At 73.1% G+C, this 26,206-nt stretch carries 26 protein-coding genes and 1 pseudogene; 12 read left to right on the top strand and 15 right to left on the bottom strand.

The features are described 5' to 3' along the window. Both ACFW47_RS22480 and ACFW47_RS22475 read right to left on the bottom strand, forming a co-directional pair. The coding region (locus tag ACFW47_RS22480) for a maltotransferase domain-containing protein (RefSeq protein ID WP_386288557.1) at positions 1-573 on the bottom strand (573 nt) is incomplete at its 3' end. 52 nt (positions 574-625) lie between these two features. Then, a complete protein-coding gene (locus ACFW47_RS22475; RefSeq protein ID WP_386288559.1) occupies positions 626-898 on the bottom strand; it encodes a DUF5133 domain-containing protein in 273 nt (90 codons plus the stop codon). A 236-nt stretch (positions 899-1,134) separates the two neighbouring features. On the opposite strand from ACFW47_RS22475, the gene ACFW47_RS22470 reads away from it, so the two are divergent. After that, positions 1,135-1,650 carry a pep a2 gene (locus ACFW47_RS22470; protein WP_073730295.1) on the top strand — a complete coding sequence of 172 codons (516 nt, stop codon included), beginning with the start codon at positions 1,135-1,137 and terminating at the stop codon, positions 1,648-1,650. Next, positions 1,647-3,794: a glycogen debranching protein GlgX gene (glgX, locus tag ACFW47_RS22465; RefSeq protein ID WP_386288561.1), complete on the top strand. Its 2,148-nt coding sequence runs from the start codon at positions 1,647-1,649 to the stop codon at positions 3,792-3,794. The genes ACFW47_RS22470 and glgX overlap by 4 nt, the downstream gene beginning before the upstream one ends. A gap of 16 nt (positions 3,795-3,810) precedes the next feature. On the opposite strand, the gene ACFW47_RS22460 is transcribed toward glgX, so the two are convergent. Further along, positions 3,811-4,614: a VOC family protein gene (locus tag ACFW47_RS22460; protein ID WP_386288563.1), complete on the bottom strand. Its 804-nt coding sequence runs from the start codon at positions 4,612-4,614 to the stop codon at positions 3,811-3,813. A 227-nt stretch (positions 4,615-4,841) separates the two neighbouring features. Between ACFW47_RS22460 and ACFW47_RS22455 the strand changes: the two genes are divergently transcribed. Continuing rightward, positions 4,842-5,165 carry an ANTAR domain-containing protein gene (locus ACFW47_RS22455; protein WP_386288565.1) on the top strand — a complete coding sequence of 108 codons (324 nt, stop codon included), beginning with the start codon at positions 4,842-4,844 and terminating at the stop codon, positions 5,163-5,165. Positions 5,166-5,168: 3 nt separating this feature from the next. On the opposite strand, the gene ACFW47_RS22450 is transcribed toward ACFW47_RS22455, so the two are convergent. Next, entirely contained in the window at positions 5,169-5,960 is a 792-nt protein-coding gene (locus ACFW47_RS22450; RefSeq protein ID WP_386288639.1) for a SigB/SigF/SigG family RNA polymerase sigma factor, read from the bottom strand. Positions 5,961-6,261: 301 nt separating this feature from the next. Here ACFW47_RS22450 and ACFW47_RS22445 point away from each other — a divergent pair, with 301 nt between their 5' ends. Further along, positions 6,262-6,786: a hypothetical protein gene (locus ACFW47_RS22445; RefSeq protein WP_386288567.1), complete on the top strand. Its 525-nt coding sequence runs from the start codon at positions 6,262-6,264 to the stop codon at positions 6,784-6,786. A 32-nt stretch (positions 6,787-6,818) separates the two neighbouring features. On the opposite strand, the gene hemC is transcribed toward ACFW47_RS22445, so the two are convergent. From hemC to ACFW47_RS22425, 4 genes are all read right to left on the bottom strand, one after another. Further along, on the bottom strand, positions 6,819-7,754 hold the full coding sequence (hemC, locus tag ACFW47_RS22440) for a hydroxymethylbilane synthase (protein WP_386306803.1): 936 nt from the start codon (positions 7,752-7,754) through the stop codon (positions 6,819-6,821). Between the two features lie 74 nt (positions 7,755-7,828). After that, on the bottom strand, positions 7,829-8,608 hold the full coding sequence (locus ACFW47_RS22435) for an NPP1 family protein (protein ID WP_386306802.1): 780 nt from the start codon (positions 8,606-8,608) through the stop codon (positions 7,829-7,831). Positions 8,609-8,744: 136 nt separating this feature from the next. Further along, positions 8,745-9,725, bottom strand: a complete 981-nt coding sequence (gene ligD, locus ACFW47_RS22430) for a non-homologous end-joining DNA ligase (protein WP_386306801.1) — start codon at positions 9,723-9,725, stop codon at positions 8,745-8,747. Positions 9,726-9,823: 98 nt separating this feature from the next. Next, positions 9,824-11,281: an MFS transporter gene (locus tag ACFW47_RS22425; RefSeq protein WP_386306800.1), complete on the bottom strand. Its 1,458-nt coding sequence runs from the start codon at positions 11,279-11,281 to the stop codon at positions 9,824-9,826. A gap of 238 nt (positions 11,282-11,519) precedes the next feature. Between ACFW47_RS22425 and ACFW47_RS22420 the strand changes: the two genes are divergently transcribed. From ACFW47_RS22420 to ACFW47_RS22405, 4 genes are all read left to right on the top strand, one after another. After that, the gene (locus ACFW47_RS22420; RefSeq protein ID WP_386306820.1) at positions 11,520-12,176 is read left to right on the top strand and encodes a TetR/AcrR family transcriptional regulator; all 657 of its coding nucleotides are present in this window, start codon (positions 11,520-11,522) and stop codon (positions 12,174-12,176) included. 141 nt (positions 12,177-12,317) lie between these two features. Then, the gene (locus ACFW47_RS22415; protein WP_386306799.1) at positions 12,318-12,698 is read left to right on the top strand and encodes a DoxX family protein; all 381 of its coding nucleotides are present in this window, start codon (positions 12,318-12,320) and stop codon (positions 12,696-12,698) included. Next, on the top strand, positions 12,695-13,162 hold the full coding sequence (locus ACFW47_RS22410) for a peroxiredoxin (RefSeq protein ID WP_386288578.1): 468 nt from the start codon (positions 12,695-12,697) through the stop codon (positions 13,160-13,162). The genes ACFW47_RS22415 and ACFW47_RS22410 overlap by 4 nt, the downstream gene beginning before the upstream one ends. A gap of 55 nt (positions 13,163-13,217) precedes the next feature. Continuing rightward, positions 13,218-15,560, top strand: a complete 2,343-nt coding sequence (locus ACFW47_RS22405) for a SpoIIE family protein phosphatase (RefSeq protein WP_386306798.1) — start codon at positions 13,218-13,220, stop codon at positions 15,558-15,560. Between the two features lie 48 nt (positions 15,561-15,608). Here the strand turns inward: ACFW47_RS22405 and ACFW47_RS22400 are convergent, their stop codons facing one another. Beyond that, positions 15,609-16,232 carry a DNA polymerase ligase N-terminal domain-containing protein gene (locus tag ACFW47_RS22400; RefSeq protein ID WP_386288582.1) on the bottom strand — a complete coding sequence of 208 codons (624 nt, stop codon included), beginning with the start codon at positions 16,230-16,232 and terminating at the stop codon, positions 15,609-15,611. A 50-nt stretch (positions 16,233-16,282) separates the two neighbouring features. Further along, positions 16,283-17,113: an aldo/keto reductase gene (locus ACFW47_RS22395; protein ID WP_386306796.1), complete on the bottom strand. Its 831-nt coding sequence runs from the start codon at positions 17,111-17,113 to the stop codon at positions 16,283-16,285. A gap of 163 nt (positions 17,114-17,276) precedes the next feature. Between ACFW47_RS22395 and ACFW47_RS22390 the strand changes: the two genes are divergently transcribed. Further along, a complete protein-coding gene (locus ACFW47_RS22390) occupies positions 17,277-18,254 on the top strand; it encodes a TauD/TfdA dioxygenase family protein (protein WP_386288586.1) in 978 nt (325 codons plus the stop codon). Between the two features lie 42 nt (positions 18,255-18,296). Here the strand turns inward: ACFW47_RS22390 and ACFW47_RS22385 are convergent. Both ACFW47_RS22385 and ACFW47_RS22380 read right to left on the bottom strand, forming a co-directional pair. Then, positions 18,297-18,880 (bottom strand): annotated as a pseudogene (locus tag ACFW47_RS22385) (dienelactone hydrolase family protein). A 52-nt stretch (positions 18,881-18,932) separates the two neighbouring features. Beyond that, positions 18,933-19,553, bottom strand: coding sequence for an L-threonylcarbamoyladenylate synthase (locus tag ACFW47_RS22380; RefSeq protein ID WP_386288588.1), 621 nt, complete (start codon positions 19,551-19,553; stop codon positions 18,933-18,935). Positions 19,554-19,718: 165 nt separating this feature from the next. On the opposite strand from ACFW47_RS22380, the gene ACFW47_RS22375 reads away from it, so the two are divergent. Continuing rightward, the gene (locus ACFW47_RS22375) at positions 19,719-21,251 is read left to right on the top strand and encodes a helix-turn-helix domain-containing protein (RefSeq protein WP_386306795.1); all 1,533 of its coding nucleotides are present in this window, start codon (positions 19,719-19,721) and stop codon (positions 21,249-21,251) included. Between the two features lie 139 nt (positions 21,252-21,390). On the opposite strand, the gene ACFW47_RS22370 is transcribed toward ACFW47_RS22375, so the two are convergent. The 3 genes from ACFW47_RS22370 to ACFW47_RS22360 are packed head-to-tail and all read right to left on the bottom strand — an operon-like array spanning position 21,391 to position 23,945. Further along, on the bottom strand, positions 21,391-22,431 hold the full coding sequence (locus tag ACFW47_RS22370; protein ID WP_386288591.1) for an NAD(P)-dependent alcohol dehydrogenase: 1,041 nt from the start codon (positions 22,429-22,431) through the stop codon (positions 21,391-21,393). 43 nt (positions 22,432-22,474) lie between these two features. Beyond that, the gene (locus ACFW47_RS22365; protein WP_386306793.1) at positions 22,475-23,269 is read right to left on the bottom strand and encodes an SDR family NAD(P)-dependent oxidoreductase; all 795 of its coding nucleotides are present in this window, start codon (positions 23,267-23,269) and stop codon (positions 22,475-22,477) included. A gap of 10 nt (positions 23,270-23,279) precedes the next feature. Continuing rightward, positions 23,280-23,945, bottom strand: coding sequence for a TetR family transcriptional regulator (locus ACFW47_RS22360; RefSeq protein WP_386306792.1), 666 nt, complete (start codon positions 23,943-23,945; stop codon positions 23,280-23,282). A 157-nt stretch (positions 23,946-24,102) separates the two neighbouring features. On the opposite strand from ACFW47_RS22360, the gene ACFW47_RS22355 reads away from it, so the two are divergent. Together ACFW47_RS22355 and ACFW47_RS22350 are read left to right on the top strand one after the other, a co-directional pair. Further along, complete coding sequence (locus ACFW47_RS22355) at positions 24,103-24,339, top strand: hypothetical protein (RefSeq protein WP_073730273.1); 237 nt, start codon at positions 24,103-24,105, stop codon at positions 24,337-24,339. 208 nt (positions 24,340-24,547) lie between these two features. Next, positions 24,548-26,206, top strand: a complete 1,659-nt coding sequence (locus ACFW47_RS22350; protein ID WP_386288596.1) for a catalase — start codon at positions 24,548-24,550, stop codon at positions 26,204-26,206.

Raw genomic sequence — 26,206 nt, 5'->3', positions numbered from 1 at the left:
CAGGGGCAGCGGGTCGGAGGTGGTGACCAGTTCCCGCAGCGGGTGCCGGGCCAGCACCGCGTCCACCTCCGGCGTCAACGCCGCCGCCAGCCGGGTGGCCACCGGGAGGGTGTCGTCGAGCAGTGCCTCGGCCGCCGCCTGCACCACGGCACGCCCCGCGTCCTTGGGCACTCCGGCGGCGGCCCGCCGGTACAACTCGGCGCCCTCCTCCAGGACCAGGCCGGTGTCGATGCCCGCCGGCACCTTGATCCGGGCGTGTCGCCGCCAGGTGGAGACGGGGTCGCTCCAGGCCTCCACCCGGTAGGTCCAGTTGCCCGGGGTGCCAGGGGTGACCTCGGCGCCCCAGCGGTCGGTGCCCGGGGCCACCTCGCGCATCGGGGTCCACGGACCCGGCCGGCCCTCCGGGTCCTTCAGAACGACGTTGGCGGCCACCGCGTCGTGCCCCTCACGGAACACGGACGCGGTGACCTCGAACGTCTCTCCTGCCACCGCCTTCGCCGGGCGCCTGCCGTGATCCACCACCGGGTGGACGTCCCGTACCGGGATACGCCCGATCTCCACGGTCGTGCTCATCCGTTCTCACCTCCGCCGTGCTCGGGGCCGGGCGCCGGCCCGGCCGATTGGGTCAAGCCGCGCCGGAGGGGGTCTTCCGCCCCGACGGGGAGAGCAGGTCCGGCTGCTCCTGCGCACCGGTGACCAGGTTCGTCCGCAGGTAACGCTCGGCCGCCTCCGCGGCCTCGCGGGCGCACCGTTTTCCCATCAGCACGCACAGGGTGTAGCCGGAGTCCTCGAAGGTCGCCCGGACCGCGACGTCCGAGGGGGACGCCAGCATCGAACGTTCCCAGGCGCGGTAGAGCCGCAGCTGCCGGGCGACCTCTGACTTGGCAGGGAGCAGCATGGCCGGTCACCTTCCGGACGGTCCGGTACGGACGAGCGAGTTCTTCACACATGGTGCACGCACGGTGACTCGCCGTCTTGTTGGATCTTCAACTGATTTCTCGTGTTGCACGAATGGGCTACGGATCCCACTCTGGAGTGACTCAGAAGCGATCAGCGCTCACGCTTCGTGTTCGGGGAGCCCGTCCCCCAAGGGACGAGGAGAAGCGGGAGCCTTCGCGGTGAGGAGCCACGACGATGAAGACCGCAGTGCCCTGCTACTACCACCTCGACGTGGAAGTGAGCCCGGAACGGGTCGGACAGGTCAGGCGCATCCTGGCCGCCCACCTCCGGTTCTGGGACCTGGAGAACCTCGTCGAACCCGTCTGTACCGGAGCCGAGATGCTGCTCCGGGCGATCGACGAGCACGCGAGCGACAAGAACACGTCGATCGAGATGTGGTGGAACCGCCAGCACCTCATCACGGCCGTGGGGGGCAACGACCACGCGCTCCGTCCCGACCAGGACCTGCGCACCTGCCTGCAGCACCTCGCCGCGACCAGCGACGGCTGGGGCTGCTGCGCGGCCGACACGGGGGCCAAGGTCATCTGGTTCTCGCAGCGGGCCCGGGCCGGCGAGCGCGTGCCGCTGGTCGCGACGGCGCCGGAACCGATCACCCAGGAGGGGCTCGAAGTGCCGCGAGAGATCATGCCGATGGCCCGGCTGGGCCGTCCCGCCGACATCGTGAACGGCGTTCTGGAGGAGGCCCGGTGACCCGCTCCCGGCCGAACTGGAAGGGGGCGCCCGTGTGGAGCGGGCTCCCCTACCCCCTGGGGGCCGTGTACGACGGGCAGGGCACCAACTTCGCCCTGTTCAGCGAGGTCGCCGAACGCGTCGATCTCGTCCTCGTCGACGACGACGGCACCCACAGCACGATCCCGCTGCCCGACGTCGACGGCTTCGTCTGGCACTGCTACCTGCCCGGCGTCGGCCCGGGGCAGCGCTACGGCTACCGGGTCCACGGTCCGTGGGCCCCTGCCGTGGGCCACCGGTGCAATCCGAGGAAGCTGCTCCTCGACCCGTACACCCGCGCGGTGGACGGGATGGTGGACAACGACGCCTCCCTCTTCGAGCGGGCCAGGGGCAAGGCCGACCCGGGCGACAGCGCCGGGCACACGATGCTCGGCGTGGTCACCGACCCCTTCTTCGACTGGGGCGACGACCGCCCGCCCCGGCGCCCGTACTCCGAGACCGTGATCTACGAGGCCCACGTGCGCGGCCTCAGCCGTACCCACCCCGACGTTCCCGAGGAACTGCGCGGCACCTACGCCGGGCTGGCGCACCCCGCGATCGTGGACCACCTCACGTCCCTCGGCGTGACCGCCGTGGAGCTGATGCCGGTGCACCAGTTCGTGCACGACGGCCACCTCCAGGACCGGGGCCTGTCCAATTACTGGGGCTACAACACCATCGGCTTCTTCGCGCCCCACAACGGCTACGCGGCCCTCGGCACCCGCGGCCAGCAGGTCACCGAGTTCAAGTCCATGGTGAAGACCCTGCACGAGGCCGGCCTCGAAGTGATCCTCGACGTGGTCTACAACCACACCGCCGAGGGCAACGAGAAGGGCCCCACCCTCTCCTTCCGGGGCATCGACAACGCCTCCTACTACCGCCTGGTGGACGGCGACTGGCAGCACTACTACGACACCACCGGCACCGGCAACAGCCTGCTGATGCGCCACCCCTACGTCCTCCAGCTCATCATGGACTCGCTGCGCTACTGGGTCACCGAGATGCACGTCGACGGCTTCCGCTTCGACCTCGCGGCCACACTCGCCCGGCAGTTCCACGAGGTGGACCGGCTCTCCGCGTTCTTCGACCTCATCCAGCAGGACCCGGTCATCAGCCGCGTCAAGCTGATCGCGGAGCCCTGGGACGTCGGCGAGGGCGGCTACCAGGTCGGCAACTTCCCGCAGCTGTGGTCGGAGTGGAACGGCATGTACCGGGACGCGGTGCGGGACTTCTGGCGAGGCGAGGACCACACCCTCGGCGAGTTCGCCTCCCGGCTGACCGGCTCCTCCGACCTCTACCAGCACAGCCGGCGCCGCCCGCGCGCCAGCGTCAACTTCGTCACCGCGCACGACGGGTTCACCCTGCGCGACCTCGTCTCGTACAACGACAAGCACAACGAGGCCAACGGCGAGGGCAACCGGGACGGCGAGAGCCACAACCGCTCCTGGAACTGCGGCGCGGAGGGCGAGACGAAGAATCCGGCCGTCCGGGAACTGCGCGGCCGCCAGCAGCGCAACTTCCTCGCCACCCTGCTGCTCTCGCAGGGCATCCCGATGCTCTGCCACGGCGACGAACTCGGCCGTACCCAGCGCGGCAACAACAACGCCTACTGCCAGGACAACGAGATCTCCTGGATCGACTGGCGGCTGGACGACGAACAGCGCGCGCTGCTGGACTTCGTCCGGCGCCTCATCGCGCTGCGCGCCGAACACCCCGTGCTGCGCCGCCGCCGCTACTTCCGCGGCGAGACCGTCACCCACGCGGACCAGCCGCTGCCCGACCTCGTGTGGCTGCGGCCGGACGCGCGCGAGATGACCGACGACGACTGGCGGCGCGGCGACGCGCACACCGTCGGCGTCTTCCTCAACGGCGACGCCATCGCCGAACCGGACGCCCGCGGCCGGCCCGTGACCGACGACTCCTTCATCCTGCTGCTCAACAGCCACTGGGAGCCCGGCGGCTTCCGGCTGCCCGACGCCGCCTACGGCGAGCGCTGGACGACCCTGATCGACACCGCGGACCCGGAGGGCGTCCCCGACGAGGCGGAACACAAGGCGGGCACCCTGGTCCACGTCGAACAGCGCAGCCTGGTGCTGCTCTCCCGGCCGTCCCGCGGCGGCCGGTGAGCAGCCCGTGAGGAGGTCAGCCGCCGAAGCGGCGCGCGGTCACCGTGAACTGCGCGCCGTCGGTGTCCCGCAACACGGCCTCGTCGTCGCCCAGCGACAGTACGCTGCCGCCGTGCCGCTCCGCGGCGCGGGCGCAGGCCGCGACGTCCTCGACCGCGAAGTGCACCTGCCAGTGCGGCCGGATGGCCGGATCGGGCGCCGCTTCCAGGGCGCCCGACTCGATGCGCGCCACCACGTCCCCCTGGTTGCGCAGGACCACCTCGTCGCCCTCGTACTCGACTTCGCAGCAGCCGCCGGGCTCCGCCCAGTCGAAGATCTGGCCGTAGAACATGGCGGCGTCGAAGGCGTCGCGGGTGTGCAGCCGGATGAATGCGGGGCGCGAGGCGCGCCAGGTCTCCCAGTCGCTGAACAGCTCGCCCTCCCAGATGCCGAAGGTCGCGCCGTCCCGGTCGGCCAGCAGGGCCGCCCGCCCGGGCGGCAGGGAGATCGGCCCGACCGCGGCCGTGCCGCCGCGCTCGGCCGCCCGCGACACCGCCTCGTCCGCGCTGCGCACGGCGAAGTACGGCGTCCACGCCACCGCCATCTGCCACATTCCGGCGACCGCGGCGATCCCGGCCACGGGCACCCCGTCGGCCAGCGCGATGCGGAACGGTTCGCCCAGCTTGGCGGGCCGCCACTGCCAGCCCAGCACGGCGGAGTAGAACTCCTCGGTGACCTTCAGATCACGGCTGGTCAGGCTCACCCAGCAGGGAGCCCCGTACACGGAGTGCGTGGACAGGAGGCTCTCCCCGCCGGCGGGGAAGGGCATGTCGTGTTTCATGGCAGTCGCGTCCTGGTCTCGTCCACCGGCAGCCACCGGCTCCACACCAGTGTCCGGCCGGGAGTGCGGCGGGCGCCTGTCGAGTACCCCGGGCGCGGCGCCGAAACGGCGGTGGAGCGGCCCCGGACGGCCCAGTGGCGCGGGTCGGCACATGTGGCGACGATGAATGCGTCGGAGCCGTACCGCTCGGCACAGGCGGCGGTGACCCGCCGGACCCGGAGGTGACCATGCCCGCGGACCTTGGCTCGGACCAGATCTTCGAGCTGCAGGAACAGGTCAGGCAGCTGAAGGAGGCGGTCGTCTCGCACGCCGTCGTCGACCAGGCGATCGGAATGGTCGTGGTCCTCGGCCGCGTCACCCCGGACCAGGGGTGGATCGTACTGAAGGAAGTTTCCCAGCATACGAACATCAAACTGCGCAATGTGGCAGAAATGATACTCATCTGGGGGCGCGCCGGAGTGATGCCGCCGGAAATCCGGGCCGCTCTCGAAGAAGCCCTGGACCGGCACGCCCCGGCCCAGATCCCCGGCTCCCCGCCGCAGACCGGCTGACGGTCAGCGGGCCTCCGCGAGGATCTCCTCCCGGATCCGGTCGAAGCAGCCGCTGAGCAGCCGCGAGACGTGCATCTGGGAGATGCCGAGCTGCTGCGCGATGCGGCTCTGCGTCATCCCGCCGAAGAACCGCAGGTAGAGAATGGTGCGCTCGCGCTCGGGCAGCGCCTCCAGGCACGGCCGGACCGCCACCCGGTCCACCACCGCGTCGAAGGCCGGGTCCGGGCCGCCGAGCGCGTCCCCGAGGGCGTACCCGTCGGTGCCGGGCATCTCCGCCTCCAGGGAGAGCGCCGAGAAGCACTCCAGCGCCTCCATGCCGGTACGCACCTCCACCGTGGTCAGCTGCGCGTGGTCGGCGATCTCCTCGACCGTGGGGGCGCGTCCCGGCGTGGTCTGCGCCAGCTCCTTCGCCGATCTGCGGACCCGGTTGCGCAGGTCCTGGATGCGGCGCGGCACGTGCAGGGTCCACATGTGGTCGCGGAAGTGCCGCTTGATCTCGCCGGTCACGGTCGGCACGGCGTACGCCTCGAAGGCGTGGCCGCGTGCCGGATCGTAGTGGTCGACGGCCTTGACCAGGCCCAGGGCCGCCACCTGGTAGAGGTCCTCCAGGTTCTCGCCGCGGCCCCGGAAGCGGACCGCGATCCGCTCCGACATGGGCAGCCAGACCCGGATCAGTTCGTCCCGCAGTGCCTGTCGCTCGGGGCCCTCGGGGAGCCCGGCGAGCCGGTCGAACGCCGCCGCCGTGTCGGGGGCGTCGTCGTGGGGGTGGGGCTTGGTTCTGCCGGCGCTGTGCATCAGGCGCACCTCCCTCAGCAGGGGTGCTGGCAAGTCCTCATATATATGGATACTGAGCGCGAAAGTCCCGGGCTGCCACCCGAACGGCTGCGGACCGGTGACCGGGACCCCGGCGCCGCCGGACGTGATGTGCGGCACGCCGCGGGTGACCGCCCCGCACCGGCGTCGGCGGATCGTTGCTGGGCAGCGCTTGATCATCGATCAAAAGGGGCGAATCCCCTGGCCACAGTGCATTCCGCTCATTTGACAGTGCACTGAGCGCACAGATAGGAAGCAGCGTCGAGAGGTCGAGAGGGGCACCGTGTACGAGCCGAACGTGGTCGGGGACTGGCAGGAGTACGACGGGCACGCCGGGCTGCGGGTCCGCGTCCACCGTCTCGAGCCGGCCGAGCCGCCGCGCGGACGCGACGACGCCGCCGAGGGGCTGACGTACTTCTGCGTCCGGGTGACCGTGGAGAACCGGGGTGGCCGGCAGGTCGGCATCCACCTGGAGGACGGTCAGGTCGACGTGCGGATCGGCCCCGACGGGGAGAGCGCCTTCCTCGACTGGCGCAACTCGCAGTTCATCGAGGGCTTCGACGTCTACCCCCTGCGCCGGGCCACCGCCGTGCTGTACGCGGCCGGGCCCGAGGCGAGCCTCGGCCAGATCGACGTCCAGGTTCAGTTGCGGGTGGACGAGGAGTGGGCCGACCGCCGGCTGTGGACCGGCGGACTGGGGCTGCCGGACGGGGAGTGCGGAGCGCTCCCCGGTGCGGTGCGCGAGGACGGGCTGGCGCACCAGGTGAGCGCCTTCCTGCGCGGCCAGGCGGACGAGGGCACTGCCTGAACCCCGCCGTCTGATCCCCGGGCGCGCGGCGCTCAGTGCGCGATGCCGTCGATGATCTCGCGGGCGCCCTGCCGCAGCAGCGCCACGGCCACCGAGGTGCCCAGTGTCGCCGGATCGAGCCGGCCGGCCCACTCGTGGGCGTTCAGCCGGGTCTTGCCGTCGGGGGTGAACACGCAGGCCCGCAGGGAGAGTTCCCCGCCGCGGTCCACCCGGGCGAACCCGGCGATCGGGCTGTTGCAGTGCCCCTGGAGGACGTGGAGGAACATGCGCTCCGCCGTCGCCTCCCGATGCGTGTCCGGATGGCCGAGGCCGCTCACCGCGTCGATCAGTTCGCCGTCGCCCTCCCGGCACTGGAGGGCGAGGACGCCCGCGCCGATCGGCGGCATCATCGTCTCGGGGGAGAGGACCTCGCTGATCACGTCCCGGCGGCCGATGCGCTCCAGGCCGGAGACCGCGAGCAGCAGAGCGTCCGCCTCACCGGCCGCGAGCTTGGCCAGTCGCCGGTTGGCGTTGCCCCGGAACGGCACGCACCGCAGGTGCGGGTGGGTGGCGGCCAGCTGGGCGACGCGGCGCACGGAGGAGGTGCCGACGCGGGTGCCGGCCGGCAGCTCGTCCAGGGTGAGCCCGCCCGGGTGGATCAGGGCGTCCCGGATGTCGTCCCGCTCCAGGAACGCGGCGAACACCGTGCCCGCCGGCAGCGGCCGGTCGGCGGGCACGTCCTTCACGCAGTGCACCGCGAGGTCCGCCTCGCCCGACAGCAGCGCGGCGTCGACCTCCTTGGTGAACGCGCCCTTGCCCTCCACCTGCGACAGGTCGCCGAGCCACTTGTCGCCGGTGGTCCTCACCGGTACGACCTCGGTGCGCACACCGGGGTGCAGGGCCGCCAACCCGGCCCGGACGCGCTCGACCTGAGCCAGTGCCATGGGGGAGTCGCGGGAGACGATGCGGATCAGTTCGGGGACTGCCATGCGGACACGATAGTGCGCGCGGGGGCGGCCCGGGGCCGCGGTTCGCCCGACCGGCCCTGTCCTTCGCGGCCGCCTCAGGCGTTCGCGTCGAAGGAGATGCCGGGGGGCTCGGCGGCCGCGAGGTGGGAGGCGAAGCTGCCGTCCTTCAGGCCGAAGTTGGCGCTGCCGAAGTCGTATGAGGCGAGTTTCTCGCGCACTCCGGCGGGATAGCCGTTCCAGCCGACCAGGGTCGGGTACCGCCACGTGCCCGCGTGGTTCTCCGGCGGCTCGTCGCCGGAGGCCGCCAGGCGGAAGCAGTGGGTGCTGATGCCGTCCTTGTGGTAGACGATCTTCGGGTGGGTGCCGTCGAAGCGGACCGCCGACCGCGCGTGGACGCTGAACGAGCCGTGGTTGGAGGTGGAGACGTACTCGACGACACCGCCGCGCACCCACACCACGACGTGCTCCCAGTCGTGCCGGTGACCGCCCAGGCCGGTGCCGGGCAGTGCCTGGTCCTTCTCGAAGTAGAGGCCGTACATGTAGGCGCACCACTCGCCGTCGCACTTGGCGCGCGAGTATCCGTTGGTGTTGTCCAGGTCCGCGGCGTCCCGGCAGTTCCCGTTGAGGGCGCCGGTCGGCTTGAGCCCGCCGTTGACCGTCCCGTCCGGGCCGATGGCCGGTGTGGGGTAGCAGCCGTCGGTGTCGTAGTCGTAGGCGGGCTGGTACGCCTGTTCCAGGCTGTCGGCGTTGCCGGGCAGTCCCGGGGGCGGGGCGGCGAAGGCGGTGGCGGGGAAGGCCACGACGAGGGCGAGGGCACCGAGCGGGGCGGTGAGCCATCTCCTGCGGCGGGCGGGTGCGGTGGCACGCGAGGGCATCGCGTTCTCCTCTGGGTCCGGGTGCAGCCCAACGGCTGTGGGGGGAAGGGGAGTTCAGGGTCCCGCCGTTCCGCTTCCGTGCCAAGGGCGCACGGGCGTCCCCGTGGTGAAGCCCAGCCCAATACTTGATCGCGCGTCACACCATGTCGTCGGGAAGATCGGCGGCCGACTCCTCGGGGGCCAGGTCCGGGCGGAGCCTGAGCCAGGAGGGCTGGCGGAGCATGCCCTCGCGGGTTCGGGTGCTGTAGCGGACCTCGCCGACCAGCCGGGGCACTGCCCAGTTGGCCCCGGGTACCGGCGGCACGGGATCGAAGGGGCACACGTCCGTCGCGGCTGCCCGCAGCAGCGCCGCCAGTTCGGCGCGCTCGGCCGAGCTCCAGCCGGTGCCGACCCCGCCGACGTAACGCAGGCGGCCCTCGGAGCGCTGGCCGACCAGGACGGCGCCCGGGAGCCCGGCGAGTCGGCCCTTGCCCGGCAGCCAGCCGCCGACCACGACGTCCTCGCTGCGCATGTTGCGGATCTTGATCCAGGCACGGGAGCGGACCCCCGGCTCGTACACCGAGTCCAGCCGCTTGCACACCAGGCCCTCCAGACCGTGCTCCCGGGTGGCCCGCAGGGCCTGCTCGCCGTGGCCGACGAGTGCGGCCGGGGTCGACCAGGACGGGCCGCCGAGGCCGAGGTCCGTGAGCCGTTCGCGGCGGCGGGCGTAGGGCAGGCGGAGCAGGGACTCTCCCGCCAGGTGCAGGACGTCGAAGAGCACCAGGTGGACGGGGGCCTGCGCCGCCCGGTGCGCGGCCCGGCCGGGGGCGTGTGCCAGGCCCATGCGGGACTGCAGCAACTGGAAGTCGGCGCGGCCCTGTTCGTCCAGGGCCAGTACTTCCCCGTCCAGTACGGCGGGGGTGGCGCCGAGCGCGGTGGCCAGCGGCGCCAGTTCCGGGTAGGCGGCCGTGATGTCCTGGCCGGAGCGGGCCCGCAGCAGCACGCTGCCGTCGCCGGGCAGGTAGACGACCACCCGCTGGCCGTCCTGCTTGGTCTCGTAGGCCCAGCGGGCGTCCTGCGCGGCGGGCGGGAGGGCGCCGGAGGTGGCGAGCATCGGAGGGATCAGCGGCAGCTCCACGGGTCAGTTCTCGACGCGTCCGGGTGCCGTCACGCGCGTTGCCCGCCAGGTTCGCCTGAACGGCGCCGGTCCCGCCGCAGGGACCGGCGCCGTCGCCGTCAGTGGACGGGGGCGGCCTTCGCGCCGGTCCCGGCGGCCGGCGCGGGACGGGCGGTGCCCCCGGCGCCGGGCCGGTGCCGGGGGATGAAGGACGCGAGCAGGAGGGCGAGCAGCGCCGCGCCGGCCCCGATGCCCATGACCACCTTGAAGGCGTTCTCGGACGGCAGGGCGAAGCCGCCGAGGCTGATGGTCATCTGGGCCAGGACCACGCCCGCGAGCGCGCTGGCGAGGGACGTGCCGATGGAGCGCATGAGCGTGTTGAGGCTGTTCGCGGCAGCCGTCTCGCTCGCCGGCACCGCCCCCATGATCAGGGCCGGCATCGCGCCGTAGGTGAAGCCGATGCCCGCGCTGATGACACAGGAGGCCAGCACCAGCTGCCAGACCTCGGCCGTCAGCACGATGTTCAGTCCGTAGCCCGCCGCGACGATCACGGCGCCGGTCATCAGGGTCACCTTCGGGCCCTTGGCCTTCGAGACCTTGGCGGAGACCGGGGCGAAGGCCATCATCACCAGACCGGACGGCGCCATGACCAGGCCCGCGGTCAGCAGGGAGCGGCCGAGGCCGTAACCGGTGGCCTCGGGCAACTGAAGGAGCTGCGGAAGGACGAGGGACATCGCGAACATCGAGAAGCCGATGGCTATGGACGCCAGGTTGGTGAACAGCACCTGGCGGCGGGCGGTGGTGCGCAGGTCCACCAGCGGCTGCGGGGAGCGCAGCTCCCACCAGCCCCACACCAGCAGGATCACCACGGCCGCCGCGAACAGGCCGAGGGTGGTGCCGCCGGTCCAGCCCCAGTCGGCGCCCTTGGAGATCGCCAGCAGCAGACACACCAGGCCGGCCGCCATGCCGATGCCGCCGGGCACGTCGAAGCGGCCGCCGGTGCGCACCGCCGACTCGGGCACCAGTGCCAGGACCAGGACCAGGGCCACGGCGCCGAGGGCGCCGGAGAGCCAGAAGAGCATGTGCCAGTCGAGGTTGTCCGCGATCAGCGCGGCGGCGGGCAGGCCGAGCGCGCCGCCGACGCCGAGCGAGGCGCTCATCAGGGCGGTGGCGCCGGCCAGCCGCTCGGCGGGCAGCTCGTCGCGCATGATGCTGATGCCGAGCGGGATCACCGCGGCGGACAGGCCCTGCAGGGCACGGCCGACGACCATCGGGACCAGGGTGTCGCTCAGGCCGCACACCGCCGAGCCGGTGATCAGCAGCGCCAGGCTGAGCAGCAGCATCCGTCGCTTGCCGACCATGTCGCCGAGCCTGCCGACGACGGGGGTGGCCACCGCCGCGGCGAGCAGCGTGGCGGTCACCGCCCAGGCCGCGTCCGAGGCCGGCGCGTCCAGGAGCTGCGGCAGCTCCGGCACGATCGGGATGACGAGGGTCTGCATCAGGGAGACGACGATCCCGGCCAGAGCCAGTACCGCCACCACGGCGTTGGGCCGCGGGGCGGTGGGGGAAGCGGGCATGGAGCAGCCTTTCGAGGAGAGCTTCGGAAGCTACGGAACCGAGGAGCGAGACTTTAAGTCAGTCGCTTGAAGTATCTTACGGAGTGAGGAGCGGAGACGTTCGCCGGGGCCTGTGCGGCGGTACCGGGCCGGCGTTGCGTAAGCTCCCGTGAGAACGCGCCGCGCGGCGGCGGACCTGCGACGACTCGAGGGACCGGCCGTCGCGGGCGGTGAGGAGAGTCCCGGCGCGGTGGTGGTCATGGCGGGCAGGACGGTGCGGACGGAGCAGGCCGACGCGACCCGGCAGCTGATCCTGGCCACCGCCGAACGGCTGTTCGCCGAGCACGGCGTCTACGCGGTCTCCAACCGCCAGGTCAGCGAGGCCGCGGGACAGGGCAACAACGCCGCGGTCGGCTACCACTTCGGCACGAAGGCCGACCTCGTACGGGCCATCGCCCAACGGCACTCGAAGCGGGTGGAGGAGCTGCGCGCCCGGCAGCTCGCCGCCCTCGGCGACTCGTCGGACCTGCGCGACTGGGTGGACTGCCTGGTGCGGCCGCAGTTCGACCACCTGGCCGCGCTGGGCAGCCCCACCTGGTACGCGAGGTTCTGCGCCCAGGTGATGACCGACCCGGCGCTGCGGCAGATCATGGTCGACGAGTCCCGCGCCTCCGCGTCGCTGCGCGAGATCGTCGCGGGACGCGACCGGTGCATGCCCGCGCTCCCCGACGAGGTCCGCGCCGAGCGGGGCGACATGGCCCGCCATCTCATCGTGCACACGGCGGCCGAGCGGGAGCGCGCCCTCGCCGAGGGGCGTCCCACTCCGCGCGCCGGCTGGCAGGAGGCGGCGGACGGGCTCGTCGACGCGATCGTGGGCATGTGGCTGGCGCCCGTCACTCCCCGGGGCAGGGGGTGACGGGCGCGCGGTGAGCGCGGACGGCTACGGCTGCCGCTGCCGCGGAGGAGTGGCGGGTTTTCGCGCGGGAGCCCCGGAGCCGGGCGCGACCCGGTACCTACCGTCGAGTAATATCGCGCGCCTGCCCCTTGAGGAGGAACCGTGCCCCGTTTCCGCCGCTCGCCTCTGCTGCTGGCCGGCCTGCTGGCCACCGCCGGCGTCGCGCACTTCGCCCGCCCCCGCCCCTTCGACGCGATCGTGCCGCGCGGCCTGCCCGGCACGCCCCGCTCCTGGACGTACGCCAGTGGCGTCGCCGAACTGGCGCTGGCCGCGGGCGTCGCCCTGCCCCGCACCCGCAAGGCCGCCGCGCTGACCACGGCGGCCTTCTTCGTCGGGGTGTTCCCCGCCAACGTCAAGATGGCCTTGGACTGGCGGCACCGCCCCACCCCGCAGAAGGCCGCCGCCTACGGCCGGCTGCCCGTGCAGCTGCCGCTCGTCCTGTGGGCACGCAGCGTCGCCAAGGGCAGCGAGGGCCGGTCGTGAGCCGGGCGCCGGGCGTCGGCGACACGGTCGCCGACTTCACGCTGCCGGACGAGACCGGGACCCCGCGCCGCCTGTCCGAGCTGCTCGCCGACGGGCCGGTCGTGCTGTTCTTCTACCCCGCCGCCCTGACCTCCGGCTGCACCGCGGAGGCCTGTCACTTCCGCGACCTCGCCGCCGAGTTCGCCGCGGCCGGCGCCCGCCCTGTCGGCGTCAGCGGCGACTCCGTCGAACGGCAGCAGGAGTTCGCCGGACGCCACTCCCTCGGCATGCCGCTGCTGTCCGACACCGACGGCGAGGTCCGTGAGCTGTTCGGAGTCAAACGGGGCTTCAGCCTGGCCCCCACCAAGCGCGTCACCTTCGTCGTCGGCCAGGACCGCACCGTGCTCGAGGTCGTCCGCAGTGAGCTGCGGATGAACGCGCACGCCGACCGCGCCCTCGCGGCACTGCGCGAGCACCGAGCGTAGGCACCCGTGCCCGTTGCGGTTGAAACCCCGCCGCAACGGGTCAATCCTGGACACCATGGAGCATGCCTCCGCCGTGGCGACCCTGGACACCCGCGGCACGGTGACGGGCTGGAGCGAGGGCGCCAGACGGCTGACCGGCCGCTCGGCCGACGAGGTGGTGGGACGGGACGCGCGGGAGCTGCTCGCCCGGGAGGTGCCGCCCGAGGCGCTGTCCGACCTGTCCGCCACCGTCCTGCTCCGGCACCGCGACGGCTCGGCCGTGTCCGCGCACGTGCGCGCCTCGCCGCTGCTCGGGACGGCCGGCACACCGCGGGGGTACGCGCTGACCGCGGGCCCGTCCGAGCGCCCGACGCTCCGGCTGACCGGGGAGACCTTCCGGCAGGCGTCCCTGTCGATGTCCGTGCACGACGTCCAGCAGCGCTACCTCCAGGTCAACGACACGGCGCGCCGCATGCTCGGCCTGCGGTCCGAGGAGCTGATCGGACGGCCGATCTCGGACGTCATGGAGGAGATCGACGCCGACGGCGCCGCGCTCCTGCGCCATCTGAGTCTGGTCGCCGAGAACGGCCGGCCCGTACGCTACGAGACCTTCACCCCGGCCTCCTCCCGGCTCGGCGAGCACGCCTGGACCATCGAGATGTGGCCGGTCCGCGACGCGTCCGGCGAGGTGGCCGCCGTGGCCGTGGCGGGCTTCGAGAGCACCCTCCAGCACCGGGCGCGTCAGCGGCTGGCCCTGCTGAACGAGGCCGCCGCCGGCATCGGCACCACCCTGGACGTCGTACGCACCGCCGAGGAGCTCATCGGCTTCCTCGTCCCCCGCTTCGCCGACTTCGCGAGCGTCGACCTGCTCGACTGGGTCCTCGGCACGGAGGAACCCCTCACGCCGGCCCCCGAGGGCGTCACCCTGCGCCGCGTCGCGCACAGCGCCACCACCGAGGGGGTCCCCCGGCCGTCCGTGCACCTGGGCGAGACCGACGTCTACCCGCCGTACTCGGCACCCGGCCGCGCGCTGGCCCTGGGGCGGGTGGTGCTGTCGGAGCCGGGTGACCCGGACTTCGACCGGTGGATGCGGGTCCGCAACGAGCAGGCCCCGCACAACCGCGCCTACCGGGAACGCGTCCGCTCCACCCTGGCCGTGCCGCTGCTGGCCCGCGGCACCACCCTCGGGGTCGCGGTGGCCGTCCGCGTCGCGCCCCAGGAGCCGTACGTCGACGACGACGTCGTCCTCGCCGAGGAACTCGCCAGCCGGGCGGCGGTCTGCGTCGACAACGCCCGCCGATTCGCCCGCGAACGCGCCACCGCACTGGCCCTCCAGCACAGCCTGCTGCCCAGAGGCCTGCCCGGACCGGCGGCGGTCGAGGTGGCCCACCGCTATCTTCCCTCCGCCTCCGCGGCCGGCATCGGGGGCGACTGGTTCGACGTGATCCCCCTGTCCGGCAGCCGCGTCGCCCTCGTCGTCGGCGACGTCGTCGGCCACGGCATCCCCTCCACGGCGACCATGGGCCGCCTCTGCACGGCCGTCCGTACCCTGGCCGACGTCGACCTGCCACCCGACGAACTCCTCACCCACCTCGACGACCTCGTCACCCACCTCGTGGCCGGCGACACCGGCAACGAGGTCGCCGAACTGGGCGCCACCTGCCTGTACGCCGTCTACGACCCGGTCTCCCGCCGCCTCACCGCGGCCGCCGCAGGCCACCCCGCACCGGCCGTCGTCCTGCCCGACGGCACCACCCGGCTCCTGGCCATGACCGCGGGACCGCCGCTCGGCGTGGGCGGGCTCCCGTTCGAGGCGGTCGACGTGGAACTCCCCGAGGGCACCGTCGTCGCCCTCTACACCGACGGCCTGGTCGAGGACCGCGACCGCGACGTCGACCACGCCACCGCGGAACTGCGCCGCGCGCTGACCGCGCCCGCCGCCTCGCTCGACGCCCTGTGCGACACGGTGCTCAAGGCCGTGCTGCCCGAGGAGCCGAGCGACGACGTGGCGCTGCTGCTGGCCCGCACCCGGGCACTGGGAGCCGACCAGATCCGCACCTGGGACATCAGTCCGGACCCCGCGCACGTCGCCGCCGTCCGGCGGTCCGCCACCGAACAGCTGTCGGCGTGGGGACTGGACGAGACGGCGTTCGTCATGGAACTGGTCGTCAGCGAACTCGTCACCAACGCCATCCGGTACGGCGAGCCGCCCATCCAGCTCCGCCTCATCCGCGACGGCGTCCTGATCTGCGAGGTCTCCGACGGCAGCTCCACCTCACCCCACCTGCGCCGGGCCCACGCCTACGACGAGGGCGGCCGGGGCCTGCTCCTGGTCGCCCAGCTCACCGAGCGCTGGGGCAGCCGGCAGACCACCACCGGCAAGACGATCTGGGCCGAACAGGCGCTGCCCGCCGAGTGAAACCACGGGTGAACCACCGTCCAGGGACGGCCACGACGGCACCATCCGTCACCCCTCGCCGTCCTCCGCGGCGACCCGGGCGAGCGTCCGGCCGGTCCGGGCCGAGCGCGCCCGCCGGGGGGCCGGGGCGCCCCGCCCGCGCGACGCCCCGCCGGTGGCCGTCCGCACGAGCAGCCACGCTTCCTTCTCGTCGTCGCCGTCCCGCCCGCCGCGGAAGCGGGTCAGCGCGTACTCGCCGCGCAGCTTCGCGCCGTGCAGCCGGAACCTGGCGTGGCCGTGCGCCAGCGACTCGCCGAAGTCGACCGGCCGCCCCCGGCGGTCGTGGCTCAGCGGCTCGTAGGTGCCGTGGTCCCAGACGATGACCGTGCCGCCCCCGTACTCGCCCTCGGGGATCACCCCCTCGAACTCCTCGTACTCCAGCGGATGGTCCTCCGTGGGCACGGCCAGCCGCTTGTCGCCCGGGTCCGCCGACGGGCCCTTCGGTACGGACCAGGACCTGAGCACGTCCGCGACCTGGAGCCGGAAGTCGAAGTGCAGGGTGCTCGCGTCGTGGATCTGCACCACGAACCGGGGCTCGCCGCTCAGCGCGGACGCCCCGCGCCCCGCCGGTTCGCCGGTCCGGCCGAAGTCACGCCTGCCGCGGTAGTCCCGCAGCCCGTCGCCCTCACCCACCTGCGGCTCCTTCCCGGAAGACGTACGCCGACCGCCGCCGGGTACCCCGGTCAGAACTCCTCGTGCACCTCCGGGTCGCCGCCGATCCGGCGGTGCGCCCGGTCCGAGACCGTGCGCATCTGCGCGTCGTCCAGGGCGAAACCGAAGACGTCCAGGTTCGCCCGCTGCCGGGCGGGGTCGGCGGACTTGGGGATGGGGACCGCGCCGAGCTGCGTGTGCCAGCGCAGGACCGCCTGGGCGGGCGTCACGCCGTGCGCGCCGGCGACCGCGGCGACGGCCGGATCGTCCAGCAGGTCGCTGCCGCGGCCCAGCGGGCTCCAGCTCTCGGTGCGGATGCCCTTGCGCTCGTGGAAGGCGCGCAGCTCCTCCTGCGGGAAGAGCGGGTGCAGCTCGACCTGGTTGACGGAAGGCAGCACACCGGTCTCCTTCTCCAGCCGCTCGATGTGCCCGGCGGTGAAGTTGGAGACGCCGATCGAGCGCACCAGGCCGTCGTCGCGCAGCTTGACCATGGCCTTCCAGGAGTCGGCGTACTTGTCGACCCGGGGCAGTGGCCAGTGGATCAGGTACAGGTCGACGTAGTCCAGGCCGAGCCGGGCGCGGGACTCCTCGAAGGACGCGAGTGTCTCCTCGTAGCCGTGGTGGCGGCCGGGCAGCTTGGTCGTCACCACGATCTCCTCGCGCGGGACGCCGCTGTCCGCCACACCGCGGCCGACGCCCGTCTCGTTGCGGTAGTTGGTCGCCGTGTCGATCAGGCGGTAGCCCGTCTCCAGGGCCTCGCGGACCGCCCGCCGGGCCTCGTCGTCCGTCATCGGCCAGGTGCCGAGCCCCAGCGCCGGGAGCGCGGTGCCGTCGTTGAGCGTGTGCGTCGGGATGCTGATCACGGTGGGACCTTCCTCGAACGTGCGCGGCCGTGTGCTGCCCGCCCAGCCTCGCCCACCCGGTCGGCGGTCATCAACCGGGCGGGACGGGGCGGGCGCCGCCCACCCGTCTGCCACCATCTCCCCTGAGCCGGGACGGACGACCGGGACGACCACGGGAGTGCACATGACGACGGACAGGGCAACGGCGACACGTTCGGCGGCGGACGCGGCCGGGATCGAGGTGTCACCGGCCGCCGGACACATCGGCGCCGAGATCGACGGCGTCGACCTGGCGGACGGCCTCGACGCGGCGCAGGTCGCGGCGGTGCGGGCGGCGGTGCTGCGCTGGAAGGTGGTGTTCTTCCGCGGCCAGCGCCTCGACCATGCCGGACACGTCGCGTTCGCACGGCTCTTCGGCGAGCCGGTGCTGCTGCCGCGGCGCGGCAAGGCGTCACCGGCCGGTCACCCGGAGATCGAGACGACCGCCGACCGGCTGGAGCTGGGCGGGCGCTTCGGGATGGAGCACGACGAGTGGCTGCGGCGCCGGCGCCACACCCTGCTGCGCGGCTGGCACTGCGACCACGGAGCCCGCGTCGACCCGCCGGCCTTCACGATCCTGCGTGCCGAGACGGTCCCGCCCTACGGCGGCGACACCACCTGGTCGAATCTCGCCGCCGCCTACGCCGGGCTCTCCGCGCCGATGCGAGCCTTCGCCGACGGGCTGCGCGCCGAACACCGGCTCGGCGTCGGCTACCAGCCCAGGCCGGGCGACGACGCCTACGTCCGGCACCTGATCGACCACCAGACGGCGACCCTGCACCCACTGGTCCGCGTCCACCCGGAGACGGGCGAGCGGGTGCTCTTCGTCAACGGCTACTACGTCGAGCAGATCGCCGGCCTCTCCCGCCCCGAGAGCGCGGCGGTCCTGGAACTGCTGCTGGAGCAGGCCACCCGGCCCGAGTACACCGTCCGCTTCCGCTGGCAGCCGGGCAGCGTCGCCTTCTGGGACAACCGGGCCACCATCCACCTCGCCCCGAGCGACAACGTCCACCTCCACCACCCGAGGATCATGCACCGCGTGATGCTCGCCGGGGAAGTACCGGCCGGGGTCGACGGCTCCCGCTCCGAGGCCCTCGTCGGCAGCGAGCCCGGCCGCTGGTGACCACGCGGGCGAGCGGGAGGGGCGCACCGGCGGGCGCCCGGATCAGAACGTGCGCTTCAGCGGGTCGAGCAGCGCCGCCCAGTGCCGCTCGGTCGCCTCCGGATCGTACGCCGCGGTGTCTGCCCGCGTGTAGCAGTGGGGGGACCCTCGTACACCTCGCAGCGGTGCCTGACGCCGGCCACCAGGTGCGGGCTGTCCGGTGCCTCGGTGGCCAGGTCGGCGCCGTGGAAACCGGCCGCCGGGGCGGCCCGGTCCGGACAGGCGCCGGCCGTGCGCGGTGCGAGCCCGGCGCCCATGCAGTAGCCGGTCAGCGCGACCGGGCCGTCCGCCGCCGGGCATCCCCCCCCCAGCCACCGCAGGCAGGCGCCGGCGTCCCGCATCGCCCGCTCGGGCGTGAGCGCCTCGAAGGCCGGTCCGAGGAGCCGGAACAGATCCGGCCGCGCCGCCGGGTCGATGAACTCCGGCAGCTCCACGATCGGGGCTCGCCCGTCGCGGTGGAAGACGTTCGGCCCCAGGACGGTGTACCCGGCGCCGGCCAGCCGGTCGGCCGTCTCCCGCAGCCGCGGGCGCAGCCCGGACGCGTCCATGCAGAGCAGGACGGCGGGGCGCGGCCGGATCATGGTCATCCTGGCACGCGGGCCGCCGGGACAGCGCCGCCCCCTGGGCCGGAACGGCCCGCTACTCGAACCGGGTGGTGTCGCCCGCGCCCCGCCGCACGATCTCCGCCTCACCGCCGGAGAAGTCGACGACCGTGGTCGGCTCCGTGCCGCAGTCGCCCGAGTCGATCACCGCGTCCAGGACGTGGTCGAGCCGGTCCTTGATCTCCCAGCCCTGCGTCATCGGCTCGTCCTCGCCGGGCAGCAGCAGGGTGCTGGACAGCAGTGGCTCGCCGAGCTCGGCGAGCAGGGACTGGGTGACGACGTGGTCGGGGATGCGCACGCCCACGGTCTTCTTCTTGGGGTGCTGGAGCATGCGCGGCACCTCCCGCGTCGCGGGCAGGATGAAGGTGTAGCTGCCGGGGGTGGACGCCTTGATCGCCCGGAAAACGTCGTTGTCGATCTGCACGAACTGGCCGAGCTGCGCGAAGTCCTGGCAGACCAGCGTGAAGTGGTGCCTGTTGTCCAGTTGCCGGATCGACCGGATGCGGTCGGTGCCGTCACGGCTGCCCAGCCGGCAGCCGAGCGCGTAGCAGGAGTCGGTGGGATACGCGATCAGCGCGCCGGAGCGGACGCTGTCGGCGACCTGGGCGATGCTGCGCGGCTGGGGGTTGTCGGGGTGCACGTCGAAGTACTTCGCCATTCACCGAGCTTATGCCCGCCGACACGTACGGACCGTCAGGGCCGACGGTACGGAGGCCGCCCGCGCCGCCCGGCCGGCACCTCTGCGCGGCCGACCCTGCCCGGGGCCGTGCGGTACCGTCCGCATTCAGGCCGGGGTCGAGGCGACGAAGAGGAGAAGGCCGACGTGGCGGGCCGAGAGGAAGGAACGCGGAAGCGGGGAGCGGGAGCCGGGGCACACGCCGACTGGGCGGAGGAGCTGCTCGACCACCTGCGGCCCGCCGGACGCGACGTGCACAAGGTGGTGACCTGGCTCGCCTCGGCCGCGCACGCGGCCGTGTCGCTGCAGGACGGCACCGGCCGCCTGCTGGCCGGCACCCGCACCGCACCGGACGAGTCGCTGGTGGCCGACATCACCTCGGGCCGATTCGCCACCGCCGCCCTGGAGGACCGCGGCCGCCATCTGCGGCTCGTCCGCGTGGAACGGGTCCACCCGGCGCCGGCCGCCGTCCTCGCCGTGACCCGCGAGACCCCCTTCGACCGCCGTGCCGCCGACATCGTCACGCACACCGCCCAGGTTCTGGAATTGCTCCTGGCCGGACACGAGTCGACCGCCGCCGGACACCGGCTGCGCCGCGCCACCTCCGACCTGCGCCTGGCCATCCTGCAACTGCTGATGGTGGAGGACACCGTCTCCGCCCGCCGCGTGGCCGCCGGCCTCTGGCCGGGACTCCTCGACACCGACACGGCGTGCGTGTACGTCGTGGAGTGCGGGGCGGGGGAGCGCGACCGTCTCGCCGAGGAGTGCCTGTCGGCGACCGGGGACCGGGCGCTGGTCGTGCGGTGCCCGGCGATGGACGGCCACGTGATCGTCCTGGCGCCCCGCGACGCGGCCGGACAGGAGCTGCGCTCCCTCGTCGGCCGCCTCCCCGGCGTCTTCCTCGGCGGCAGCGCACGGCAGAGCCTCGCCCGCACCGCCACGGCGTACGGGCAGGCCGTCAGCGCCCTGGCCGTCGCCCGCTACCGGCCGCAGCAGGCGGCCGTGTTCGCCGAGCGCACCCGCCCGGAACGCCTCATGGACCCGGCGGCCCTGTACGGCTGGACGGCCCACCTGCTGCGCCCCCTCGACGCCCTCCCGCACCACACCCGCGCCGAACTGCTCGCCACCACCCGGCTCGGCCTGGAGTTCACCGCCGTCAGCACCGCGAAGATCCTCGGCGTCAGCCGCAACACGGTCCGCGCGCGGATGGACCGGGTCGAAGGGCTGCTGCGCACGGACTTCGCCGACCTGGCGGTCCGCGCGACCGTCCACCTCGCCGTCAACGCACAGACCGGCCTGGACCAGTACGCCGCCGACGGCGGCGCGGGACGGCCCGGCCCCGCCCGTCTCACCGACCTGCTGACCGGACCCGCGCTGCGCGCCTGGGCCGGGGACCTGCTGGGCCGCCTGGAGTCGGACGCGCGGGACCTGCGGCGGACGCTGCGCACCTGGATCGCCGCCGGCGGCAACGCCGAGCGGGCCGCCCAGGCGCTCGGTGTGCACGCGCAGACGGTGCGCGAGCACGTCCGCAGCGCCGAGCCCGTCCTGGAACGCCAGCTGCTCGCCGCCGGCAGCGACCTGTACGAGGTCGTGCTCGCCCACCTGGCGGCCGGGGACCTCGACGAGCCCGTACTGCGCGGGACGAAAACGGAACATCCGGACTCATCTGTGCACAGGTGAGTCCGGATGGTCCGGCAGCGGGCATCGGCACGATTCACATCGACCGAGCCGTCCACGTAGGTTCGAGGGGCCGCGGGGGTCCGACCGGAACGGGGGACCGGTCGCGTCCCCGCGGCTCCCGGCCCCGCCGTGCGGGGGGTCAGCCGTGGGGCAGGATCACCGCGCGGCCGTTGACCTTGCCCTCGTGGAGCCGCTCGTACGCGAGCGGCGCGTCGTCCAGGGAGTACGTCTCGGTGTGCACCGAAACGGCTCCGGAGCGGGCCAGGTCCAGCACCTCGATCAGCTCGCTGCGGCTGCCCCAGTAGGGGGCGTTGACCGACACCTCGAAGGGCAGCAGGCCGAAACCGACGGGGATCGACCCGCCGCCGATGCCGACCAGGGTGACGTCGCCCTCGACGGCCGCGACGGCACCCGCCGTCTTCACCGTCGGCGCCACCCCGACGAAGTCGAACACGGCCTCGGCGCCGAGGCCGCCGGTCAGCTCCCGCACCGCGTCCGCCGCCTTCGCGTCCGACAGCACCGTCTCGTGGGCGCCCACCTCACGGGCCAGGCGCAGCTTGTCCTCGCTGACGTCGAGGGCGACGACCCGGGCGGAGGTCAGCGCGCGCAGCAGCTGGACGGCGACGTGACCGAGACCGCCGGCCCCGATGACCACCGCGGTCGACCCGGGGACCAGCTTGGGCAGCGAGCGCTTGACGGCGTGGTACGGCGTGAGCCCGGCGTCCGTCAGCGGCACCGCCGCGACCGGGTCCAGCCCGTCCAGCGGGACCAGGTGCCGGGGGTCGTCGACGAGCAGGTACTCGGCCATCGACCCCGGGCGCCCGAGCCCCGGCGGGTGGATGCCCAGCTCGCCGGCGCGCAGGCAGTAGTTCTCCTTGCCCTCGGCGCACTTGGCGCAGGTGCCGCAGCCCCAGGGGCCGTAGACGGCGACCGCGTCGCCCTCCTCCAGCCCGCTCACTCCGGCGCCGAGCGCGGCCACCGTGCCGACGCCCTCGTGGCCGAGGGTCAGCGGCAGCTTGTAAGGGAAGCCCTCCGCGGGCCAGCCCATCACCGCGATGTCGGAGTGGCACACGCCGGCGGCGGTGACCTTGAGCAGCACCTGGCCGGGGCCGGGCTCCGGGTCGGGGACCGTCACCACCTCGGGCGGCGCCCCGATGGTGCGGTACTGCAGTGCCTTCATGGTCGAACTCCTTCGTTCATCCCCCCGGTGGGTGTGCCGGGTCTCAGACGGCCGTGTAGGCGCCGTCGACCAGGTGGTAGCTGCCGGCCACGAAGGACGCCCGGTCCGACAGCAGGAAGGCGATCAGCTCGGCGACCTCCTCGGAGCGCCCGAGCCGGCCGGCCGGGTGCAGGGCGACCAGGCCGTTGTAGGCGGCCTCGTCCATGGTCTTCAGCAGCGGGGTGTCGATGAAGCCCGGGCCGACCGCGTTCACCCGGATGCCCTTGGCGGCGTACTCGGCCGCGGCGGCCTTGGTCAGCCCGACCACGCCGTGCTTGGCGGCGACGTAGGCGGGGGAGCCGGCGAAGCCGACCGAGCCGAGGATGGAGGCGACGTTGACGATGGCGCCGCCCTTGCCGGCCATGGCGGGCAGTTCGTAGCGCATCGAGTAGAAGACGCCGTCGAGGTTGGTGCGTACCACGCGCTGGTACGCGTCCACGTCGTACTCGCCGGTCGGGGCGCTGGGGCCGCCGATCCCGGCGTTGTTCACGGCGAGGTCCAGGGTGCCGAAGGTGTCGACGGTGAACTTCACGGCGGCCTCGACGGACTTCGGACGGGTCACGTCCAGCTCGACGGCGGCGGCCTCGACGCCCTCGGCCCGCAGGTCGGCGGCGGCCTTCTCGGCGCCCTCCGTGTTGTGGTCGGCGACGACGACCTTCGCCCCTGCGGAGCCGAGGCGGCGGGCGGTGGCCAGGCCGATGCCGGAGGCGGCGCCGGTGACCAGGGCGGTCCGCCCGGTGAACTCCGCGGGCTGGACGGTGGTGGGGGTGGTGGCGGGGGTGGCGCCGGTGGTGCTCATGGTGCGTGTCTCATTCTTCCGGGGTGCTGTCGGGGGTCGCGGCCGCGGCCTCCGAGGTCAGGGCGTCGTAGGCCCGCTCCACGAGGGCGGCGAGGGCTGCGGCTCCCGAATCCCGTCCGTCGCCGCGCGCCCACAGGCGCATGGCGGCGATCAGGACTCCGGCGGCGGCGTCGACGACGGCTGCCGGGCGCACGTCCCGGGCGTCGTCGGTGCCGAGCCGGTCGGCGACGATCCGGATCGACTCCTCCTGGGCGTCGACCCGGATGCGCTGGTAGGCGGCGAACAGGCCGGGCTCGCTGTCGGTCAGGGCCAGCAGCCGGCGCATCCGGGGACGCACGTGCCAGGCCGGGTCGTCCCGGTCGGTCAGCCAGTCGCGCACGGCCCTGCGGTAGGCGAGCAGGGGCGGCTCCCCGGCGGGGCGGGACCGCAGCAACGCGTTGATGCGGTCGCCGTCCCGCCGGACGAAGTCGAGGGCGGCCTCCTCCTTGCCGGCGAAGTACCGGCTGAACGTGCGGCGCGTGACGTCCGCGCGTTCGGCGATGGCCTCGACCGTGGTGGCCGCCGGCCCGCGCTCCAGGATCAGGTCGCAGGCGGCGGTGGCCAGCGCGTCGCGGGTCCGCAGCGCCTTGCGCTGCCGCCGGTCGCCGGAGGCGGGGGAGGGCTTCGTTGCCGTCATGCCTCCGAGCGTACACCCGTAAATGTCCCAGTGGGACATGTGACCCAGTGGGACATTGCCCGGTCGGCGCCCGGCGGTGTCCGAGGAGCCGTGTGCCCTGCGGCGCCACGGGTACCCGGGCCGCGCTTCGATCGACAACCTCGAGGAGGAGGGCCGCATGACCAGCGGTACGGAGACCGGCGGCGTGACCGGCACGCAGGACAAGGACTACAACCTGATCTGGTACGTCGAGTCGTGCCTCAACAACGCGCTGCGCCTGGAGACGTACATCCAGGACGCCGAGCGCAACAAGGACACCGAAGTCGCGGAGCTGTTCCGCAAGGCGCAGGCGGACAGCCGCAAGGGCGCCGAACTGGGCAAGGGGCTGCTGCGCGCCCGTCTGAACGGCGGCTGACGCGTCACGCCCGTCCCGCGGGGACCCGGACGCACCCGTGAGCCGGGTGGCCGGGTCCTTGGTGTGAGACGCGGCAAATGTGTGCACATCGGTATGTGACGGGCGCCTCACCGTGGGGTACCCGCACCACCCATGTGCGCGGCCGACGGCCGCCTCGCAGCTCAGGGCCGCGTCCGACGACGGCCACGAGTCGAAGGAGCCCACGAACATGACGGACGTATCGAGCCAGGGGCCCGCCCCCGGCGACGACCGCAAGGTGCTCACCAACCGCCAGGGGCACCCCGTCTACGACAACCAGAACCAGCGCACGGTCGGCGCCCGCGGCCCCGCCACGCTGGAGAACTACCAGTTCCTGGAGAAGATCAGCCACTTCGACCGCGAGCGCATCCCCGAGCGCGTCGTGCACGCCCGCGGGGTGACCGCGTACGGCTACTTCGAGGCGTACGGGACCTGGGGCGACGAGCCCATCGACCGCTACACCCGGGCCAAGCTGTTCCAGGAGCGGGGCAAGCGCACCGACCTCGCCGTCCGGTTCTCGACCGTCATCGGCGGACGCGACTCGGCCGAGACCGCCCGCGACCCCCGGGGCTTCGCGGTGAAGTTCTACACCGAGGACGGCAACTGGGACCTCGTCGGCAACAACCTCGCCGTCTTCTTCATCCGCGACGCGATCAAGTTCCCGGACGTCATCCACGCCCTCAAGCCGGACCCGGTCACCTTCCAGCAGCAGCCCCGGCGCATCTTCGACTTCATGTCGCAGACGCCCGAGTGCATGCACATGCTGGTCAACCTGTTCAGCCCGCGCGGCATCCCGGCCGACTACCGCCACCAGCAGGGCTTCGGCGTCAACACCTACAAGTGGGTCAACGCCGCCGGTGAGACCAAGCTCGTCAAGTACCACTGGATGCCCAAGCAGGGCGTCCGCAGCATGACCGAGGAGGACGCCGCCAACGTCCAGGCCCGCGACCTCGGCCACGCCACCAAGGACCTCTACGACGCGGTCACCCGCGGCGACCACCCGGAGTGGGAGCTGCTCGTCCAGATGATGGACGACCACGACCATCCGGAGCTGGACTTCGACCCGCTCGACGACACCAAGACCTGGCCCGAGCAGGAGTTCCCGGCCAAGCCGGTCGGCCGGATGGTGCTCGACCGGATGCCGGACAACTACTTCGCCGAGAACGAGCAGATTTCCTTCGGCACCGGCGTCCTCGTCGACGGGCTGGACTTCTCCGACGACAAGATGCTGGTCGGCCGCACCTTCTCCTACAGCGACACCCAGCGCTACCGGGTCGGCCCGAACTACCTCCAGCTGCCCGTCAACCAGGCCAAGAACGCCGACGTGCGCACCAACCAGCGCGACGGACTGATGGCCTACCACCAGGACGGCGGCGGCGAGAACCCGATCGTCAACTACGAGCCGTCCATCACCGGAGGCCTGCGCGAGGCCGAGTACCCGACCCACGACGAGCAGGGCCCGGAGATCCAGGGGAGGCTCACCCGCAAGCGCATCCCGCGCACCAACGACTACATGCAGGCCGGGCAGCGCTACCTGCTGATGGAGGAGTGGGAGCGCGACGACCTGGTGGCAAACTTCGTCAACCTGCTCTCCCAGTGCGACCGGCCGGTGCAGGAGCGCATGGTGTGGCACTTCCTGCTGGTCGAGAACGACCTCGGGCTGCGGGTCGGCGAAGGCATCGGCATCAGCCCGCAGGACGTCAAGCACCTGGAGCCCCTGGCGAGCCAGGACCTCACCGACGAGGACCGCGAACGGCTGGCCAACCTCGGCAAGAACCCGCCGCGCGACGTCGAGGGCCTGACCATGACCCACTGCGTCCCGAACGAGCGGCACGTCGTCACGCGCTGA

Origin of the sequence: Streptomyces sp. NPDC058796, from assembly GCF_042745235.1 — a bacterium.
In the GTDB taxonomy this organism is placed as follows: Bacteria; Actinomycetota; Actinomycetes; order Streptomycetales; family Streptomycetaceae; genus Streptomyces.
This window is presented reverse-complemented; position numbering and strand designations above follow the sequence as displayed.

Excerpts from the sequence above, each read along its gene's own strand:
- ACFW47_RS22475 (WP_386288559.1), bottom strand. The coding sequence starts at position 898 with ATGCTGCTCCCTGCCAAGTCAGAGGTCGCCCGGCAGCTGCGGCTCTAC.
- ACFW47_RS22470 (WP_073730295.1), top strand. The coding sequence starts at position 1,135 with ATGAAGACCGCAGTGCCCTGCTACTACCACCTCGACGTGGAAGTGAGC.
- ACFW47_RS22460 (WP_386288563.1), bottom strand. The coding sequence starts at position 4,614 with ATGAAACACGACATGCCCTTCCCCGCCGGCGGGGAGAGCCTCCTGTCC.
- ACFW47_RS22455 (WP_386288565.1), top strand. The coding sequence starts at position 4,842 with ATGCCCGCGGACCTTGGCTCGGACCAGATCTTCGAGCTGCAGGAACAG.
- ACFW47_RS22450 (WP_386288639.1), bottom strand. The coding sequence starts at position 5,960 with ATGCACAGCGCCGGCAGAACCAAGCCCCACCCCCACGACGACGCCCCC.
- hemC (WP_386306803.1), bottom strand. The coding sequence starts at position 7,754 with ATGGCAGTCCCCGAACTGATCCGCATCGTCTCCCGCGACTCCCCCATG.
- ACFW47_RS22435 (WP_386306802.1), bottom strand. The coding sequence starts at position 8,608 with ATGCCCTCGCGTGCCACCGCACCCGCCCGCCGCAGGAGATGGCTCACC.
- ACFW47_RS22425 (WP_386306800.1), bottom strand. The coding sequence starts at position 11,281 with ATGCCCGCTTCCCCCACCGCCCCGCGGCCCAACGCCGTGGTGGCGGTA.
- ACFW47_RS22420 (WP_386306820.1), top strand. The coding sequence starts at position 11,520 with ATGGCGGGCAGGACGGTGCGGACGGAGCAGGCCGACGCGACCCGGCAG.
- ACFW47_RS22405 (WP_386306798.1), top strand. The coding sequence starts at position 13,218 with ATGGAGCATGCCTCCGCCGTGGCGACCCTGGACACCCGCGGCACGGTG.
- ACFW47_RS22390 (WP_386288586.1), top strand. The coding sequence starts at position 17,277 with ATGACGACGGACAGGGCAACGGCGACACGTTCGGCGGCGGACGCGGCC.
- ACFW47_RS22380 (WP_386288588.1), bottom strand. The coding sequence starts at position 19,553 with ATGGCGAAGTACTTCGACGTGCACCCCGACAACCCCCAGCCGCGCAGC.
- ACFW47_RS22370 (WP_386288591.1), bottom strand. The coding sequence starts at position 22,431 with ATGAAGGCACTGCAGTACCGCACCATCGGGGCGCCGCCCGAGGTGGTG.
- ACFW47_RS22365 (WP_386306793.1), bottom strand. The coding sequence starts at position 23,269 with ATGAGCACCACCGGCGCCACCCCCGCCACCACCCCCACCACCGTCCAG.
- ACFW47_RS22360 (WP_386306792.1), bottom strand. The coding sequence starts at position 23,945 with ATGACGGCAACGAAGCCCTCCCCCGCCTCCGGCGACCGGCGGCAGCGC.
- ACFW47_RS22355 (WP_073730273.1), top strand. The coding sequence starts at position 24,103 with ATGACCAGCGGTACGGAGACCGGCGGCGTGACCGGCACGCAGGACAAG.
- ACFW47_RS22350 (WP_386288596.1), top strand. The coding sequence starts at position 24,548 with ATGACGGACGTATCGAGCCAGGGGCCCGCCCCCGGCGACGACCGCAAG.